The 17,522-nt window shown below is 52.6% G+C and carries 18 protein-coding genes; 5 read left to right on the top strand and 13 right to left on the bottom strand.

The genetic code is table 11. The annotated features are described in order from the left end of the window. Positions 1-3: 3 nt before the first annotated feature. The 4 genes from GW579_RS01255 to GW579_RS01240 all read left to right on the top strand — a co-directional run bounded on the left by GW579_RS01255 (position 4) and on the right by GW579_RS01240 (position 3,145). Positions 4-708, top strand: coding sequence for a T6SS immunity protein Tli3 family protein (locus GW579_RS01255; protein WP_165057069.1), 705 nt, complete (start codon positions 4-6; stop codon positions 706-708). Between the two features lie 45 nt (positions 709-753). Continuing rightward, positions 754-1,449 (top strand): T6SS immunity protein Tli3 family protein, encoded by a 696-nt coding sequence (locus GW579_RS01250; RefSeq protein ID WP_235937301.1) that lies wholly within the window; start codon positions 754-756, stop codon positions 1,447-1,449. 71 nt (positions 1,450-1,520) lie between these two features. Next, on the top strand, positions 1,521-1,778 hold the full coding sequence (locus GW579_RS01245; RefSeq protein ID WP_165057067.1) for a PAAR domain-containing protein: 258 nt from the start codon (positions 1,521-1,523) through the stop codon (positions 1,776-1,778). Further along, on the top strand, positions 1,778-3,145 hold the full coding sequence (locus GW579_RS01240; RefSeq protein WP_165057065.1) for a hypothetical protein: 1,368 nt from the start codon (positions 1,778-1,780) through the stop codon (positions 3,143-3,145). Before GW579_RS01245 ends, GW579_RS01240 begins: the two co-directional genes overlap by 1 nt. Positions 3,146-3,242: 97 nt before the next feature. Here the strand turns inward: GW579_RS01240 and cheZ are convergent, their stop codons facing one another. From cheZ to GW579_RS01195, 9 genes are all read right to left on the bottom strand, one after another. Next, positions 3,243-3,887: a protein phosphatase CheZ gene (gene cheZ, locus GW579_RS01235; protein ID WP_104922337.1), complete on the bottom strand. Its 645-nt coding sequence runs from the start codon at positions 3,885-3,887 to the stop codon at positions 3,243-3,245. Between the two features lie 10 nt (positions 3,888-3,897). Continuing rightward, positions 3,898-4,287 carry a chemotaxis response regulator CheY gene (gene cheY / locus GW579_RS01230; RefSeq protein ID WP_104922338.1) on the bottom strand — a complete coding sequence of 130 codons (390 nt, stop codon included), beginning with the start codon at positions 4,285-4,287 and terminating at the stop codon, positions 3,898-3,900. A 47-nt stretch (positions 4,288-4,334) separates the two neighbouring features. Beyond that, complete coding sequence (locus tag GW579_RS01225; RefSeq protein WP_152325862.1) at positions 4,335-5,384, bottom strand: protein-glutamate methylesterase/protein-glutamine glutaminase; 1,050 nt, start codon at positions 5,382-5,384, stop codon at positions 4,335-4,337. Then, positions 5,384-6,256 carry a protein-glutamate O-methyltransferase CheR gene (gene cheR, locus GW579_RS01220; RefSeq protein ID WP_152325861.1) on the bottom strand — a complete coding sequence of 291 codons (873 nt, stop codon included), beginning with the start codon at positions 6,254-6,256 and terminating at the stop codon, positions 5,384-5,386. The genes GW579_RS01225 and cheR overlap by 1 nt, the downstream gene beginning before the upstream one ends. A gap of 68 nt (positions 6,257-6,324) precedes the next feature. Next, positions 6,325-7,995, bottom strand: coding sequence for a methyl-accepting chemotaxis protein (locus GW579_RS01215; protein ID WP_165057063.1), 1,671 nt, complete (start codon positions 7,993-7,995; stop codon positions 6,325-6,327). Between the two features lie 69 nt (positions 7,996-8,064). Continuing rightward, a complete protein-coding gene (locus GW579_RS01210) occupies positions 8,065-9,759 on the bottom strand; it encodes a methyl-accepting chemotaxis protein (RefSeq protein ID WP_152325859.1) in 1,695 nt (564 codons plus the stop codon). 101 nt (positions 9,760-9,860) lie between these two features. Next, the gene (locus tag GW579_RS01205) at positions 9,861-10,454 is read right to left on the bottom strand and encodes a hypothetical protein (RefSeq protein WP_165057061.1); all 594 of its coding nucleotides are present in this window, start codon (positions 10,452-10,454) and stop codon (positions 9,861-9,863) included. Between the two features lie 8 nt (positions 10,455-10,462). Continuing rightward, positions 10,463-10,759 carry a hypothetical protein gene (locus tag GW579_RS01200; protein ID WP_165057059.1) on the bottom strand — a complete coding sequence of 99 codons (297 nt, stop codon included), beginning with the start codon at positions 10,757-10,759 and terminating at the stop codon, positions 10,463-10,465. 197 nt (positions 10,760-10,956) lie between these two features. Then, positions 10,957-12,429, bottom strand: coding sequence for an MFS transporter (locus tag GW579_RS01195; RefSeq protein WP_165057057.1), 1,473 nt, complete (start codon positions 12,427-12,429; stop codon positions 10,957-10,959). Positions 12,430-12,543: 114 nt separating this feature from the next. On the opposite strand from GW579_RS01195, the gene GW579_RS01190 reads away from it, so the two are divergent. Then, positions 12,544-13,563 (top strand): helix-turn-helix domain-containing protein, encoded by a 1,020-nt coding sequence (locus tag GW579_RS01190; protein WP_165057055.1) that lies wholly within the window; start codon positions 12,544-12,546, stop codon positions 13,561-13,563. 56 nt (positions 13,564-13,619) lie between these two features. Here the strand turns inward: GW579_RS01190 and cas6f are convergent, their stop codons facing one another. From cas6f to csy1, 4 genes are read right to left on the bottom strand one after another with little or no spacing between them, the layout of a single operon-like run. Next, entirely contained in the window at positions 13,620-14,174 is a 555-nt protein-coding gene (gene cas6f / locus GW579_RS01185) for a type I-F CRISPR-associated endoribonuclease Cas6/Csy4 (RefSeq protein ID WP_165057054.1), read from the bottom strand. A gap of 9 nt (positions 14,175-14,183) precedes the next feature. Next, entirely contained in the window at positions 14,184-15,203 is a 1,020-nt protein-coding gene (gene csy3, locus GW579_RS01180) for a type I-F CRISPR-associated protein Csy3 (RefSeq protein WP_165057052.1), read from the bottom strand. 22 nt (positions 15,204-15,225) lie between these two features. Then, positions 15,226-16,179, bottom strand: a complete 954-nt coding sequence (csy2, locus tag GW579_RS01175) for a type I-F CRISPR-associated protein Csy2 (protein WP_165057050.1) — start codon at positions 16,177-16,179, stop codon at positions 15,226-15,228. Next, positions 16,176-17,513 (bottom strand): type I-F CRISPR-associated protein Csy1, encoded by a 1,338-nt coding sequence (csy1, locus tag GW579_RS01170; RefSeq protein WP_165057048.1) that lies wholly within the window; start codon positions 17,511-17,513, stop codon positions 16,176-16,178. The genes csy2 and csy1 overlap by 4 nt, the downstream gene beginning before the upstream one ends. Positions 17,514-17,522 lie beyond the last annotated feature (9 nt).

Here is a 17,522-nt window from a genome sequence, read left to right as displayed (position 1 = left end):
ATAATGAAAGGACTACTATTTTTGGTTAGTTTTTTTCTTACGCTTTTAACGACAATGGTTTACGCCCAAGAGCCGCCTGTGCAGGTGGTTTATCGATTTGATGATCACCGCTATCTGGAACTCAAAGGCTGGGATTGCGAGGGCGAGCTTTGGTACACAGACACGCAGCGTCAAATACATTCGATCATTGCCAGTCAGTTTTATCGCATATTTACGCGTCAGTATGTTCATCCTTCTGAGCATTATATTGCTATCCCCTGGTGGGGACAAATAACGGGAGGTTTCTCTGTCTCTAAAGACTACGGGCAGACCTGGGAAAGAGGTGGAGCAAGGATGTCTCCCGGGCCGAATGAACCTAACGGTGACAATGCACCTGAATACGATGATGTAATTTCTTTCACCGTCGTCAACGATCAGGGATTTTTGCTCACCAAGAACAGCCTGTATATGTCGTCAAAGCCTTTTGATGACCCACGTCTCGCAACTGGAGGCCCGGGAATTGACTATCAGATAAACGGTGACCATCACCACATTAAACCCGAGTTTCCCGGTCCTGCCTGGGGTCTGGATTACATCACTAAACGAGGTCTTGCTGAAGACACGGCTCAATATCATACCAATTATCAGGATTTGCCCGATAAGGTTCCTGAGGTCAAAAACTATCAGGGCTGGGACCATATGCGCTGTGATATGGATGCGGGCAGATAAGGGATAACGCGCACACGCGATTCGTTAAATAACAGGGATTGGATTATGAAGAATCTTAGAATCATCACTGGCTGGCTGCTGATGCTTGCGGTTATAGAATGTCAGGCTAAACAGCCACCGACGCAGGTGGTCTATCGCTTTGATGACCACCGCTATCTGGAACTCAAAGGCTGGGATTGCGAAGGCGAGCTTTGGTACACAGACACGAAAAAAAATATCCATACAGAACCTGTCAGCCAGTTTTATCGGATTTTCACCCGTAAATTTGTGCATCCTTCGGAAAAATATATTGCTATTACGGGTTGGGGAGCCGGAGGATTTATCGTTTCAAAAGACCACGGACAGACATGGAACAGCGTTAGATTTTCGCCAGCCCATAATGAGCCAAACGGTGATGACTATGCGCCATACGATGTTGTAATTTCTTTCACCGTCGTCAACGATCAGGGATTTTTGCTCACCAAGAACAGCCTGTATATGTCGTCAAAGCCTTTTGATGACCCACGGGTATCCCCAAATGGCCCGGGAATACCGTACAAACTTGAAGATGGGACGATGGAAACACTTGAGCCCAGTAATTCTGGTTGGCCATGGGGGTTAGTTTATATGACCAAATCAGGGCTATCTGAATCTACACAGCAATTCAAAACTAACTGGCAGGATTTGCCCGATAAGGTTCCTGAGGTCAAAAACTATCAGGGCTGGGACCATATGCGCTGTGATATGGATGCGGGCAGATAAGTTTTGTGATTATAAAAGACACTTTGAAAACATGCTGACTGCCAGACGCAATTATTTATAAAAGGAATTTTATGCAAGGTGTAATTCGCTTAAATGATCCGCTGATTTCAGGCGGACATGTCAATCAGGCATCAGGCTCTGAATTCATGGGGATTGCTGTAGCGCTTAAAGGTGACACGGTTATTTGCCCTGAGCATAAAGGGGTATTTCCGATAACCGAATGCCACGAAACCTGGACGATGGACGGGCGCGGTGTTGTTGTGAATGGATGTAAATCCGCCTGTGGATGTAAAATCATCTCAACATTACCCATTGCAGGTGTTGCATAATGGAATGGAGACTCTATCCACCTCAAAAGGAGCCGCAAGGAATAAAACCACACTGGGGCCTGATATTATTTTTATACACTATCGCATGCAGTATTTCGCTGGCTATCAGAACATTTAGCTGGCCGGAGGGAAAACACGTTGATAGTACGTTTCTCTATTACGGAATTATCATCCCCATAGTAATCATCTCAATAATTTTAAGTTTTATCGCTATGTTTACCAGTGCAAATTCCTTTTATCTGGATGTCAGGAAAAACATTGCTGACAGGAAACTGTATCACATTAAAAAATATGCAAGGGAATATCTGACCATCGCGGCTTGGTCTACTGTTGCTCCGGTTGATGATATTGCTTTGAAGATGTTGAAACTTGAAGGTGAGTTTCCACTTGGACAGAAAATCCCGCACAAACTAGAGATGGATGATGAATTTGTTATGTCCCGAACACAGCAGTTACTCGAAAAACTGCTGAAACCTATTTCTGTTAAATTAAGGCAACATCCGGACCTCAATATAACCTGCTGGATGAGAGGAGAAAATGAATCAGCGAAATCAGAGCTTATCGAAGTTCTTGCGAGGATGAATATTTCCTGCCGTGAGGAAAACATAACGTCCCTGGCCGAATGTCCTGCATATAAACTTCTTACCGACATAATCTATCAATCCGGAATTACATATCACCCCTTACATCTCATTATCATTGCAGATCTCCATGGAGATGATAGCCGGTATATGGAAAACGCCAGTGCGTTTTTTATTTGCGAAAACTATATTGCGCATGAAAAACCTGAACCCGTTTACCTTTTCCAGCCATTAATGAGTGAAATGGAATTAACAAAATCAGTTCCTGTTTTTCTCGCTGCTGAACAAGCAAAACCTGCAAAAACGCTATGGCATACCGGTTTATCGAAGAGCGAAAAATATCCTCTGATGAACGCGCTAAGCGAATCTAAAACAGGTCAGGACAGGTTATCGTTAGAAACATCACTCGGAGAGTATTCAGCCAGCTATCAGTGGCTTGCGCTTGCTTTTGCTTCTGATGCTGTGATGTACGGCCAGGGTTCACAACTGGTTGCCACCTCAGAAAAAAACCGACCTGCACTCGCTATTTTGTCTTCAGAAATACCCAAACTTCCGGCAGAACCTGAACACAGCGAGGTTTTAACACCCATACATTATGCATTTCCCGCCATGGTATTTTCGCTGATGATGTTGACATTTTTAGTACTAGAAAACACCGGGGATCTTTCGATTTATCTTATGATTACGGGTGCGGTCCTTGTCATTCTCGTCACTTTTGGGCTTGGTTTTGCTCTGTCAAAAGCCTCTGCAGACCAGGCCTGGTCAGATATGGACGATCTAATTTGACGAGGGTATTAAAAATATTCGTTATTTTGCGATATAAATGAGCTATACCTGCCCGGCGATAAAGAACGATAACCGGGCAGGTATTCAAACCAACACATCAGAAACCTAACGAATCCAGCAGGTCGTCGACCTGTTCTTGCGAAGCGACAACACCGACGCCGTTGGCGTCGAGTTGCGGGCCGTTAAGCAGACTGTCGTTTTCACGCTTGGCTTTAACCTGCTGCTCAGGAATGTTTTCCATCAGCACCATCAGCAGCTGATTTTCAATTTCCTGAACCACAATCATCATGCGCTTGATCACCTGACCGGTGAGATCCTGGAAGTCCTGCGCCATCATGATTTCCATCAGCTGAGCATTGGTAAAGCTGGTGTGCTCAGGGACTTCTTTCAGGTAGCTGCGGGTATCCGTGACCAGTTCGCGCGCGTCCGATAACTCAATCGGGTTTTCGAACCATTCATCCCAGCGCTTATCCAGCTTTTTCGCGCCAGACTCAAGTTTGTTCTGGCGTGGCTGTGCGGCTTCAACGCTGTTCAGGGCGCGTTCTGCGGCCTGAGCGGTCATAGTGACGACGTAATCGAGACGGTCGCGCGCGTCAGGAATGGCTTCAGCCGCCTGAGCAATGGCCTGATCCAGGCCAAGTTCACGCATGCTGTCACGCAACATACGGGTCAGTTGCCCAATGCGGGCAATAATCTCGCCCGCGGTTGCCGCATCATTTGCAGGCATTGGTATCTCTGCCATAAATCAGCTCCTACATGCCCAGTTTTTCGAAGATTTTGCCCAGTTTTTCTTCCAACGTGGCCGCAGTGAAAGGTTTCACAACATAACCACTGGCACCGGCCTGTGCGGCTGCCACAATGTTTTCTTTCTTCGCTTCTGCCGTCACCATCAGCACCGGCAGCTTGGCTAATGCGCCATCAGCGCGGATGGTTTTCAGCAGATCCAGACCGTCCATGTTTGGCATGTTCCAGTCGGATACCACGAAGTCGAAACCACCGGCACGCAGTTTGTTCAGTGCATCGACACCATCTTCTGCTTCTTCAACGTTGTTGAAGCCCAGCTCTTTCAGCAGGTTGCGCACGATACGACGCATGGTAGAGAAATCGTCAACTACCAGAAATCTCAGATTTGGATCGGCCATGTTTTATCTACTCCTAAGGTTTGGTGCTAAGCCGCGAGGCTGAAAAATTAAATACGTAATGCCTGACCGGCTGATATTTGTGCCAGCATCCGCTGACTGATTTGACTGAGATCCACCACTTCGTTTACGCCACCGGTCGCGATCGCCTCACGAGGCATACCGAATACCACACAGCTGGCTTCGTTTTGTGCAAGGGTATACGCCCCTGCGCGGTGCATCTCCAGCATGCCGGCGGCCCCGTCATTGCCCATTCCCGTCAGGATCACCCCAACGGCATTGCGTCCGGCATACTGCGCCACCGAACGGAATAACACGTCGACCGACGGACGATGGCGGTTCACCGCGGGCCCGTCGTTCAACTTAACCTGATAGTTGGCGCCACTGCGCGCCAGTTCCATATGTCTGTCGCCCGGTGCGATATACGCATGACCCGGCAGAACGCGCTCGCCGTCCTCGGCCTCTTTCACAGTGATCTGACACAGTTTGTTCAGACGTTCGGCAAAAGAGCGGGTAAAACCCGGTGGCATATGTTGCGTAATCATCAGCGCCGGACAGGTCGGCGGCAGTGGTTGCAACACGTGACGAATCGCTTCGGTGCCGCCGGTCGACGACCCGATGGCAATCAGCTTTTCACTGCTCAGAAGCGGCGTATGGCTGAGAATGCGTGGCTGCTCAACGTTGACGTTTTTGTTGAGACGCGCTTTTGACGCCGTACGAATCTTATCGGCAATCATTTCGCTGTAGGCCAGCATCCCTTCGCGGATACCGAGCTGCGGTTTGGTGACGAAATCGATCGCCCCCAGTTCCAGTGCGCGCAGCGTAATTTCTGAGCCTTTACCGGTCAGCGACGACACCATCACCACCGGCATCGGCCGCAGACGCATCAGTTTTTCCAGAAAATCCAGACCGTCCATGCGCGGCATTTCGACATCCAGCGTCAGAACATCCGGATTAAATTTCTTGATGAGGTCGCGCGCCACCAGAGGATCCGGCGCGGTCGCCACCATTTCCATATCCGGATGGCTGTTGATGATTTCCGTCATCAGCTGACGCATTAACGCCGAGTCATCGACGCTCAACACTCTGATTTTATTCATTACCTCTCCTTGGCGAGGCCGTAGACGGTCTGGCCGCGCAAATAAAATTCCCGGCTGATTTGGCTGAAGTTTTCGGAGTGTCCGGCGAACATCAGGCCACCCGGTTTAAGTAACGGAACAAATCGGCGTAAAATTTTCTCCTGTGTTTCTTTATCGAAATAAATCATCACATTGCGGCAGAAAATTGCATCAAACGGACCGTTCAGCTGCCATTGGCTTGCCAGCAGATTCAGTTGCTGGAAGGCCACCATCTGCGCCAGTTCGGGACGTACACGCACCAGGCCACTGTGCGGGCCGGTGCCTTTGAGGAAGAATTTCTGCAACTGTTGCGGGCTGAGCGTGCGCAGCTCTTCCAGCCGGTAAACGCCCGCCGTCGCTTTCTCAAGTACCTGCGTGTCGATATCGCTGGCCTGAATGCGGCAGTTTGCCATCCGCGGCCCCAGTGCTTCGCTGAGCGTCATGGCGATGGAATACGGCTCTTCACCGGTCGATGCCGCCGTACTCCAGACGCTGTAATTATTTGGGCGCGAACGGGCATGCTCCGCCAGAATCGGGAAGTGATGCGCCTCGCGGAAAAATGCCGTCAGGTTGGTGGTCAGTGCATTGATAAACGCCTGCCACTCCGGGCTGTTGCTGTCACTCTCCAGCAAAGCCATGTAACTGCTGAAGTCATTAAGCCCGAGGATCCGCAACCGCCGGACAAGGCGGTTGTAGACCATTTCGCGTTTATGGTCCGCCAGTACAATTCCCGCCCGCTGATAAATCAGCTCACTGATCCGGCGGAAATGCGTATCTGACAGCGGTAAACGCTGGATCATCTGTGCCATGATCGAAGAGTTATCAGCACTCATTGGCGAGCCTGGTTGATTCATGGTGCAGCTCCATTAATGGACAGGTGGTGTGACGGAAACCCCATTGACGCTTCATCCAAATTAGCCTGTCAGAAGGTTTCCCAGTTATCTGCCGAACCCGCTCGCGCGGTAGCCGGAAGTAACGTGGGTTGAGCCACCTGGCGTGGTGTAAAGGCCTGCGACTGGCCACTGCGGCGTTGCAACACGCCCCCGGCGGTGGCGAGGCGGAACACCGATACTGCGCGGGTCAGATTCTCAGATTCAATTTCAAGCGCGTGCGTGGAAGCAGCAGCCTGCTGAACCAGCGCGGCGTTTTGCTGAGTCACCTGATCCATTTGTGTCACGGCAATCGAAACCTGCTCGATTCCGCGGCTTTGTTCGTCTGACGCCGAGGCGATTTCGCCCATGATGTCGGTAACGCGGGTCACGGCGCGCACGATGTCATCCATCGTGTTACCGGCGGATTCCACCAGAACAGACCCCTGACTGACGCGGCTGACAGATTCATCAATCAGCGCCTTAATTTCTTTGGCGGCCTGCGCACTGCGCTGTGCCAGACTGCGAACTTCACCGGCCACGACCGCAAATCCGCGACCCTGCTCACCGGCACGCGCCGCTTCGACTGCGGCGTTCAGCGCCAGAATGTTGGTCTGGAAAGCGATGCCGTCAATCACGCTGGTGATTGCGCTGATTTTCTTAGAGCTTCCGGCGATATCATTCATGGTTCTCACCACGTTGCCGGTCAGTTCGCCGCCTTTTTCTGCGGTATTGGATGCATCACGCGCCAGCTGTGTGGCCTGACGGGCGTTCTCGGCGTTTTGTTTCACGGTCGCGGTCAGCTCTTCCATGCTGGCCGCGGTTTCTTCCAGCGCCGAAGCCTGTTGCTCGGTGCGTGAAGACAAATCTGTGTTACCGGCTGCAATGCCTTTCAGGCCGGAGAACATCGTGTCAGCGCCATGGCGCACGGTGCGGACGGTTTCGGCCAGCGACTGCTGCATCTGTTGCAGGCTTTCGAGCATCACTTTAATTTCGTAGCGCCCTTCCACCGTAATTGGCGCGGAAATATCCCCGGCACCGATACGGTCAAAATGGCCGCGCATGATAGTCAGCGGAGTGAACAGAATGCGACGGGTTACGACCAGCGCCAGCGCCGTCAGTACCAGCAACAGCACGGTAACGATGGTGGTGTTGATCATCACGCTCTGATAAGAATCCGCAGTTTGCGTTTGCGCCTGCTGGAAACGTCCGCCCACATAAGCGGTGTAATTACCCACTTCTTTCTGGAACAAATCCTGATATTTCTGCGTCGGGCTGGCGAGGAATCCGTCCATGTCGCCGCGCGATAACGAATCAATCAGAACCTGCAACATACCGTGCAGCGCTTCGTAGCTGGCTTTATTCACGGTCGTCAGTTCAGCGGCTTTTTCAGTTCTGCGCGGCAGAGCCAGGAAAACAGCGTAAGAATCTTCAGCACTTTTCAGGCTGTTTTTAGCGTCACCCATCAGCTGTGTTACGGTATCCTGCGGCTGTTTCAGCGCCAGACGCGTCGCCGCGCGGTTCAGGGTATTACGGGTTTGCAGCAAATATGACCAGGTCTGGCTGAGCGCATCACGCTGTTCAGCGGTGTTGGATATCTGCTCAAAATTCAACTTATCCGTGTGGGCAGCTTGCAGCGATAAACCGCTACTGACCAGTTGCATAACGAAAAAAACTAACAATAACAAAAACATGCAGGTGGACACACGGATGTGCTTAAACATGGATAACCTCGTTGGGTGACAGCCCTGACCGTCACCCTCTTTCTTATATAATTATGCGATGTACGTGACTCAGAAGGTTTCCCAGTTTTCGGTTAAATCTGTACTTTGCGCTCCACCTGAACCGGCTTTAGAACCTGAAAGGTTCGGAGTCAACAGAGGCAGTCTTGCCGAAGTGCCCGGGTTCTGGCGCACGCTGTTATTTGCGGTCTGGCTCAGCGTAAACACCGCTACAGATTGCGTCAGCAGGCTTGCCTGCTCTTCCAGGGCCGCCGAAGCGGACGCGGATTCTTCAACCAGTGAGGCGTTCTGCTGCGTCACCCGATCCATTTCAGTGATAGCTTGTGCGACCTGCTCAATGCCGCGGCTCTGTTCATCAGAAGCCGAGGTGATTTCGCCCATAATGTCGGTCACACGCGTAACGGCGTTCACCATGTCGTGCATGGTTTCACCGGCACTTTCAGCCAGCACTGAACCGGTATTAATACGGCTGACAGAATCATCTATCAGCCCTTTAATTTCTTTTGCTGCCTGCGCGCTGCGTTGCGCCAGCGTACGAACTTCACCGGCCACAACCGCGAACCCGCGGCCCTGCTCACCTGCGCGCGCGGCTTCTACGGCGGCGTTCAGCGCCAGAATGTTGGTCTGGAACGCAATCCCGTCGATTACACCGGTAATGTCGGTGATTTTCTTCGAGCTGCTGGCGATGTCATTCATGGTATCGACCACGTTTGCCACCACTTTCCCACCCTTTTGAGCGGTTTCAGACGCGCTCAGTGCCAGCTGGCTGGCCTGACGGGCGTTTTCGGCATTCTGTTTCACCGTGGCGGTCAGCTGTTCCATGCTGGCGGCGGTTTCTTCCAGCGCGGACGCCTGTTGCTCGGTGCGCGAAGACAAATCGCTGTTACCGGCAGAAATTTCGCTCGCTCCGCTGTAAATGGCATCGGCGCCGTGACGCACGCCAGATACGGTGCGAATCAATTCGTCCTGCATGTACTTGAGACTATCGGCAAGCTGGCCGATTTCATTACGGCTTTTCACGACTATTTCGTGCGTCAGGTCACCGGTTGCAATTTTGCGGATGGTCTCGACAATATTTTTCAGCGGATGGACCAGAATTTTCTGCACGCCCAACCAGGCCAGAACCATGAAAATAATCAGCACAGCCAGCACGGTGCCCAGCATCCACAAGGCGTGGGTGAAGGAGTTATCACTGATCTGAACGGCGTCGTTGTACAGGCGATCGTTCTGATCGATATACGTGACGAAGGCTTTTTCGAAGTTGTCCTGATACTGCTGCGTAGGTTGTTCGAAGAAATCATTGATACGGCCCAGACCAATCAGTTCGATCAGTTCAGAAAGCGCGTCGTGCAGAACCTGATATTGCTTTTTAGCGTCTGCCGCGTATTCCGGGTTCTGGCTGGCATCGACAGGAATTTTTTGATAATTGGCAAAATGCTGATCGGCGATTTGCAGATCTTTCGTCGCGGTATCAATGAGTTCCTTAACCGTCGCACCGCTGCCCATCTGATTAGCGTCAAGCATGAAACGGATACCTGCGCGGTTAAGCGTGTTGCGGGTTTGCAGCAGGTAAATCCAGCTGGCGTTGAATTCCGCCTGTTGTAAACGGATCTCCTGCGAAGTGGTGAAGTTGTCTTTGTCTGTCTTTAAGGATTTAAAGAACAGGCCGCCGGATACCAACTGTAAAGCACCGAAGACCACCAGTAAGATCACGATACCCGTGACCACTTTCATACGGTTAAACATGTTGTTCCTTTTTAAATGGGATTTATCTGGAACAGTTATCGGCAGAAAGTGCGGGAACTTTATGTGATGAGGATCAGATTTTTTTGGAGGAGTCAGGGGGGTCAGGCAACGGTGGCGACAAAACTCTTTAACAGCGCAATGCGTTTCGCGTCAGGGTTCACCAGAAGGTCGTTGTAGATGGTCAATACTACGCCTTTGAGTAATTCGGTGGTGTTATCGATTTGGGAAAGGGTTTTAAGTTTATCAATATCATTGCCAATTTCACGCCCCTTCAGGGAAAGGCGTTTATTGGCCAGACCGGTCGCCAGTTCTGACGTCAGCAACGTCACCAGACGCCTGGCCGCTTGCGGATTTGATGCCAGCTGATGAATGTAATACTTGAGCAGCAACGGGACGAAATCAGGCGTTGCACCGAGTTCGGCACTCGCCAGATTGAGCAGGTCAATCATGTGCGCAGGCACACGACTTTCCACAGCTTTGCGCTGTATCTGCAACTGCTTTCTGATGGCGGGCACAGACTGAAAAGGGATCACCGCGACGTTATCGCAGGTTTTACAGACGCCCGCGATGATATTTTTCACCCTACCACTGCCATCATCAAACGGCACATCGCGCAGCTGATAACTTACGGTTCGTAAGGCCTCACAGACGCTACACACCGCCTTTTTCTCATCCCCGACTTTATAAATAATCATAATTTTCCTTAATGATGAACGCTGATAAAAACGCTGGTTGGATCTGTGAAATACCATTTTATGTACCAGTGAATTCCGGCACTCATGACAGTGATAATGTGGACATCAATGCTGCTGTCGTAATGGTACGGGCGAACCTGATGATTATCCCCGGATGCCCTGCCGATCATCGCAGCGACTTCAAAGGGCGTGATGTCACCCGTGCTCCACAAATTCTTAAGATGAATCTCGCGCCTTGCCTCAAATTCAATATTTCCGTTCTTTAAACATTCGATCACCTTCCATTTGATCTCTCTGAAACTCATGTGGCCTCAATGTACGCCGGTTGTCGTACTTAATCAAATTATTATTTTGCCTCACGTCTTTATCCGTAAAGCCCCTTCTGCAGGGCTATCACGCCATAATGGGTAAAAAGATGCGCAGAGAAAATGATTGTTTTTCAAGCAAATGGAAGACATTACGCAAAGATGCGCTGCACAGTCTGCAACGCGGGTTTTGAACGTCAGTAAGGCTCGCAGGATGCGGTCTTGCCCCGCCCTCTCACGTTAAACAATAAGTAACTCATCAGCGCCAGGATCCACACGCCAATCGCTCCGTACAGCAAGACGCCCGAAAAACCTTCTGTCAGTGCCTGTGCCGCTATACCGCCAGCCAGCGAAACTTCGCTGCCACCGGCGATGTGTTCGGCGATTGCCGGTAAATTTTCTCCGGCGGGCAACAATGCTTTCAGGCTGGCGGCGATGCCCGTAACCAGCAGGCTTCCCATCAGCGCGATGTTGATTGCCAGCGTGATAAGCCGCGCGCTGATATCAATGCCCGACGCCATTCCTGCGCGGTCGCCGGGGACGGAACCGGTTGTCGTGTTGGTCACCGGCGTATTGGTCAGGCCCAGCGCGGCACCGGCAATCAGTGCGCCCGGCAGCAGGCTGGTGTGCGTTATGACGGCGATATTCATCAGCATAAACCCCGCGCCGATAGTGAATAAACCCAGTGGGATCAGCCGTGCTGCACCGAATCTGGCGGTCAGCTTTTCACCCAGCGGCGGCATCAGCAACGTCGGTAAGGTGTAAGCAAGAAGCGCCAGCCCGGTTGCAACGCTGCTGTAACCCAGCCCGCTCTGGTAATAAACCGGCAGATAAATCATCAGCGGCCAGAAGCTGAAGTTCATGCCCACAGACCCCATCAGCGCGCCGGAAAATGGCCGGATGCGGAACACCGAAAAATCAAACATCGGGTGCGGATGACGTTTCTCCGTCCAGACAAACAGCACCGCACTCAGCGCCGTTACCGCAATAATGCTTCGCGCCAGCGTGCTTTCCCAGCCCAGACTGCTGCCCTGCGTAATCAAATACGTTGCGCCCATCACTGTCACCGACAGCGTCAGCAATCCGCCGAGATCGAGTTTTTTGACCTGCCCGTCGCGGGATTCCACCACGTTATTCAGCGCCAGAACCAGCGTGATCACCGCGATAAAACAATGCACCAGAAATACCCACTGCCAGCTCAGCCACGCCACCAGAAGCGCGCCGATAATCGGCCCGAACCCCAGCCCGAAACCGAAGGTAATTCCCCACGCGGCGAATGCCTGGCTGCGCGCCTTGCCCTGCGGAAATTGTGTGGAAAGAATGGCGATGAGACACGTCAGCATCGCGCCGCCGCTCAGCCCCTGAAGGAAACGTCCGGCAATCAGCCACGCGGCGCTGCCGGATAATCCGCACATCAGCGATGTCAGCCCGAACGCGGCGATACTGATGATGAAAACGCGTTTGCGTCCGAAACGGTCGGCCAGCGTGCCGGTTGCCATCAGCACGGTTGTGCAGGCCAGCGTGTACGCGTTCATGATCCACTGAAGTTCGCGGAAGCTGGCGTGCAGCTGTGCTTCAAGAACCGGCGAGATAACCGGTACGCTGGAGATTTCCAGCCCTGACATCAGAGCCGCGAGGCACACAGCCATCAGTGCCAATGTGTTTTTCATGCGTAAATCCTGCAAACGTTGAGAGGCGTTCAGCATGGAAGATTGGCGGCGCAGTGGAAATCAGCGGGCATGCCATGTATCGTCAAGATCATGCCAAACTGATGGTGACCTGTTATGCAAAAAATCGAAGCAACACGCGTTTCTGCGCCGCAAAACCGGCGGCTGGTTTTGCTCGCCTACGAATGCTTATGCACGTTTGAATTTGGAACAGCGGTCGAGGCGTTTGGCCGCGCCGATGAACTAACCGGCGAACCATTGTATGAGTTGTCCGTCGCATCCGTTGAAGAAGGAAGCTTTGGCGCACAGGGCGGTGTCCGGCTGGTGGTCGATGGCGGGCTGGAACTGCTCGAAGGTGCGGGCACGATTGTCATCCCCGGCTGGCGAAGCATTCACGAACCGGCACCGGCGCAGCTTATTGAAGCGTTGCAAAATGCACACAATAGCGGCTCGCGGATTGTATCGATCTGCGCGGGCAGCTTTGTGCTCGGCGCTGCCGGTTTGCTCAACGGCAAACGCGCCACCGCGCACTGGAACAGCACCGACGTACTGGCACAAAGGTTCCCTGAGGTTCAGGTTGAGCACGGTATGATTTACGTCGATGAAGGCAGCATCATCACCTCCGCCGGGGGTGCGGCGGGCGTTGACTTGTGTCTGCATCTGATCCGCCGCGATTACGGGATTGAAGTCGCAAACCGCACGGCGCGCCGGATGGTGACACCGCCGCTGCGCGAGGGCAATCAGGCGCAACTTATTCAGCAACCGGTGCCGCGCTATCAGACCAGAACGCTCGCCCCTTTGCTGGATGATTTGCGCAGCCATCTCAATACGCCGCTGGTCATTGAGCAACTCGCCACACAAGCAGGGATGAGCCGCCGCACCTTTTTACGACGTTTCCATGATGCAACCGGCACCACGCCGGGCGAATGGATGCTGGGTGTCAGGCTGGAGAAAGCCTGTGCCCTGCTGGAAAACGGCAGTCTGAGTATTGACCGTGTCGCAGAACAGGCAGGATTTGGCTCACCGGAAACCCTGCGCCATCACTTCCGCCAGCGGCTGGGAACCACACCAACAAAATGGCGGAAAACGTTTCTGGAAAGAAGTCTGAAACAGCGTGGCACCCGGATGCCCGCGTGATTGCAGGTCTCCGGGCCAGTGAGCCCACGATCTTGACCTTAAACTTGCGCTTAAGCTTAAAACCAGGGTACGGTCGCCACCGCACTTAATCCGTATGCCCCAAACGCCCCTTCCACAGGGTCAGGCTGCAACACTCCACGCCGGATAAACAATCTGAATGATTCGCCGGTCGAGAGACTTTTCACCTGAATAAACGGCAGTTGTGTCGTTTGTGATTTGCTCTCGGGAATATGTACGGGGGCTTCCTCTTCGCTTAACCAACCTTTTTTCACTGAACGACGGCGTAACCTTTCCGCGCTGCTTTTTACCTGTACGCGACTAAAGCAGCAGTGTTTCGCCCCCGCCGGAACATCACGAATTTCGGTGATATCCACATGATCATTCAGCCCTTTTAACCATGACGTCTGGCTCAACACGTTCAGCATCGCCGTAGTACTGTGCAGACGGATGACATTTCCCGGCTTCTTAGCGTAATGCGGAAAACTGACGCCAATCTTCCCTGCTGCATGTTGCCCGAGCGCGCGGTGTAATTTAGCAAACAACGCGGCCATCAGCAGTTCAGTACCAAATTCCGGATCGGGAAGAACGCGGATTTCCTGATAACTTTCCATGTGTGCCCCTTACTCGCCTTTGGCACCAAATACGCCGCCGCGTATCAGCGTCGCCATCACGTAATGTTGCTGCACGGCATCCGGTTTTTTGTCTTTTGTCACCCAGTTATCCAGCAAGGTGTAGAAATCCATTTTCTGACCGGGCTGGCGACAGGCTTTGCCTTTGCTGGTCACCGAACCATAAGGCTCGACGGCTATCGGTCCGAGTTCCAGTTCAGATGCCTGCGGATACCAGTCATCAATGGTGCGCAGCGCATTGCCAATTTTCTGCGAATGCAGGGCCGCGACACCGCCGGTCTGATAGAGAATTTTACTTTTCTTATTGTCACGGCTGGCGTCCAGCACCAGTTCCTGCGAAGGAAACACCTCCTGCCCCTCACCGAGCCGCACAAAGGCTTCAACGGTAAGCAGCACAGAAGCATTGCCGCTCAACCCTTCTTCAATCACAGCGGCCAGTTGTGCCAGGTCTCCTGCTGGCTGACCGAACTCGCGCAAACTGTAGTCATCTGCCCTGAACACCCAGCAGCGATTATTGTGCGTAACGTGTACGGCGATATCTTCTGCACCAATTCGGTTACGCCAGAGAAAACGACCGTTAGCGAGGTTTTCTGCATATCGCGCCGCCAGCGTGCCGAACCCCTGTTCGGTACGATATCCGTCAATCACGGCTGCCATCGCCGCCTGATAAACCTGATCGTTACACACCGAGGGAGAAGAAAGATTGCCTAATACGCGCAGGGTGAACCGGAGTTTTAGCGTATCGGCATTAAAGGGTAGCGCGGCGACATCCACGCGTTGCAGGTTAGGTTTCTGAATTTCCGCGTCCAGTTTGGCGGGGTCCGTCGTTGAACCGGTTTTCATACGATTGGAGATTGTGCCCCGCACAGCCTTTTCTTTGACTTCCACAGGCACCCATTTTGCCGGTTCATTAATTTCATGCCAGTTCCCGGCAAACATCTGTGCATCCGAGTTCGCCAGTTTGCGTTCAAAAGCCAGAACCGAGGCGGTCGTAACAGTCGTTTTGGTCATTGTGCTTTCCTTGTTTCAATGATTAGAAATCGGAGTGATCTTGTTCAGTTAAGTCGGCTTCCTGCAGCGGTTTTGCGTGGCTACAGATATAGTGTTCAGTGCTGACCGAATAGCGCCAGATGAGCTGATGAATGTCCGTAACCCGGTGCGGACTGCGCCATTCGCCGACGCCATAGGCGGCTTCGACAAAACGGAATGGCGACGTGGTATCACGGGTTCTGGCAACATCACCGGCGGCATATAACGGCGAAATGGGGGTAAATCCCACCATCAGCGGCACCAGATAACCTTTCGCGGGTTTCGGCTGGTATTGCCATTGCGCAGAACCCTCTTCCTGCTGTCCGGCACGGTAAGTAATCGTTGAGAAATCCAGCCAGGCGTCGATCATTTCGACCTGAGGATCCTGCGCCCGGCGTTCCGCAACGTGCTGCGCCAGCAGTTCAGAGCGGTCAACCAGCGCGAAACCCGGTAATGCGCGATACATTTCACGACGGGTGATGTTTTGTAACTCATCGCCATTTTGTGGCAACGTCATGACCCGCACCGGTTTCATGGATGTCACCGTACCGCCCGCCAACCGCTGAGTGACGCACAACGATTGCAGATGTTGCTCCAGTTCTCTGGCTCCCGCATCACCATGCAAAATGCTGCCTTCACATTCAATGAACAGCGTGACGGTCATGTGCATCCGCCCTTCTTCATTGAAGGGTGCGGTTTTCGCTTCTTTGGTCAGCGGGATCCGCGTCAGCGAAAAATAATAGTCGCCGCGCTCGCTGGCACGATGCGCCTGAACCTGATGCTTATGGCACACCACGCCGCAGCCGTTGAAGCTCAGTCCGTGACTCCGCTGGACGTTTCGCGAAAGCGCATGGGTAAAGCCCAGAAAATGCGTGATCGCCGGAAAACCGTAGGTCAGGCCGGAAATCGCGTTGGCGTTCTCAACCTGAATGTGTGGCAGAACAATCAGATAACTCATTGCCAGTTCTCCTGCTGAGCGGCATCAAATTCCCGCAGACGCCTGCGCATTAACACCGACCATTCGCGGAATTCGTCGGCACCGGTACTGAGCTTTTCATCCTGATTCAGACGGGTATTCAGCCAGTGGGCAAAATCCTCAGCAATGTCACTTATCCACTCACCGGCTTCGCGCCGGAGTTTAAAATCAGGGTCGCTATGCTGACGCAACGGATCGAGCCAGAGCTGGTGCGCCGCTTTCAGAACGCAATCTTCGGCCTGACTCCAGCCCTGAAGATCTGTCAGTGACTGAATTTCAGCGGCATAGCTGAAGATTATACCAATCAGTTCATCCACGTATTCGGCGCGTCGCTGGCGGATTTCCCTCGTATTTTCGAGGTTATAAACGCTGTGCAGATAACGACGCAGATCGGCTACCACCCGGCTGACTTTAGGCGAAACAGCCTTCAGAAAAGTTTTATGTGAAACAGGTGGCGTAAGGGTTTGCTGCCACTGCGGCGGCGCAGAGCGCAGTAAATGATTTTTACCGCCACGGGCGCTGTTCAGATAAGAGATATTTTGCGGTTTGGTGCCACCGATATTTTGCACAGCAAGATCAGGGAAGAACTGCACAAGCCCGGGACTCCAGACCTTTTCGCGACATGCCTTACGTGCAGCCACCGATTCCTCGTTGTAACGGGAATGGCTAATGCGTTTATGCAACGCGTGCGCCAGTGAAGAAGAATAAAGCGGGCTGAGCAGATGGTAACCGGCCTCACCAGAAACGGGGAAATACAGCTGTTTGGCAAGCGGGTGCGAAGAGAGAGTTTTATCCGACAATGCCTGCATAAAACCGCTAACCCACTGATCACATTGTGCTTCATTTTCCGCCAGCGATTTCAGTGCGCAATAGTCGCCCCGTTTGAGGCTGTCGAGCAGAGAATCACCTTCATGCCCGGTTTGCAGGAGTTTTGCGACGTCCAGTGCAGCCGAATTCCCGACAGCATCCACGGCAGGAGAGTGTAATGTTGACGTTGAGAGATACACCGCCCCCTCGCTTTTCACCGTGCTGTAAAAGCTGCTGCCTTTCGCATCGCCATGAAAATACTTTACCGCGTGCGTGACCAGACTGATTTGCCCCGCGCGCGCGGCGGCATCGGTCAGCCAGGTACGGACGTCATACTTCTTTTCCAGCTCACGGCGTTGTTCAAATAGCTGTTGTTCAAGCGCGGCTTTCTCATGCGCACTGGCAGCGGATAATTGCTTCTCAGCAGCTTTGTTGAAGGCTTCCAGTTTGAGCTGGCAGCGGTCGTGAATGAAACCGGTTATAAACTGACTTAATCCATGTGTTTCCATGTTCTCTCC

This window comes from Rahnella contaminans, assembly GCF_011065485.1.
Taxonomy (GTDB): domain Bacteria; phylum Pseudomonadota; class Gammaproteobacteria; order Enterobacterales; family Enterobacteriaceae; genus Rahnella; species Rahnella contaminans.
This window is presented reverse-complemented; position numbering and strand designations above follow the sequence as displayed.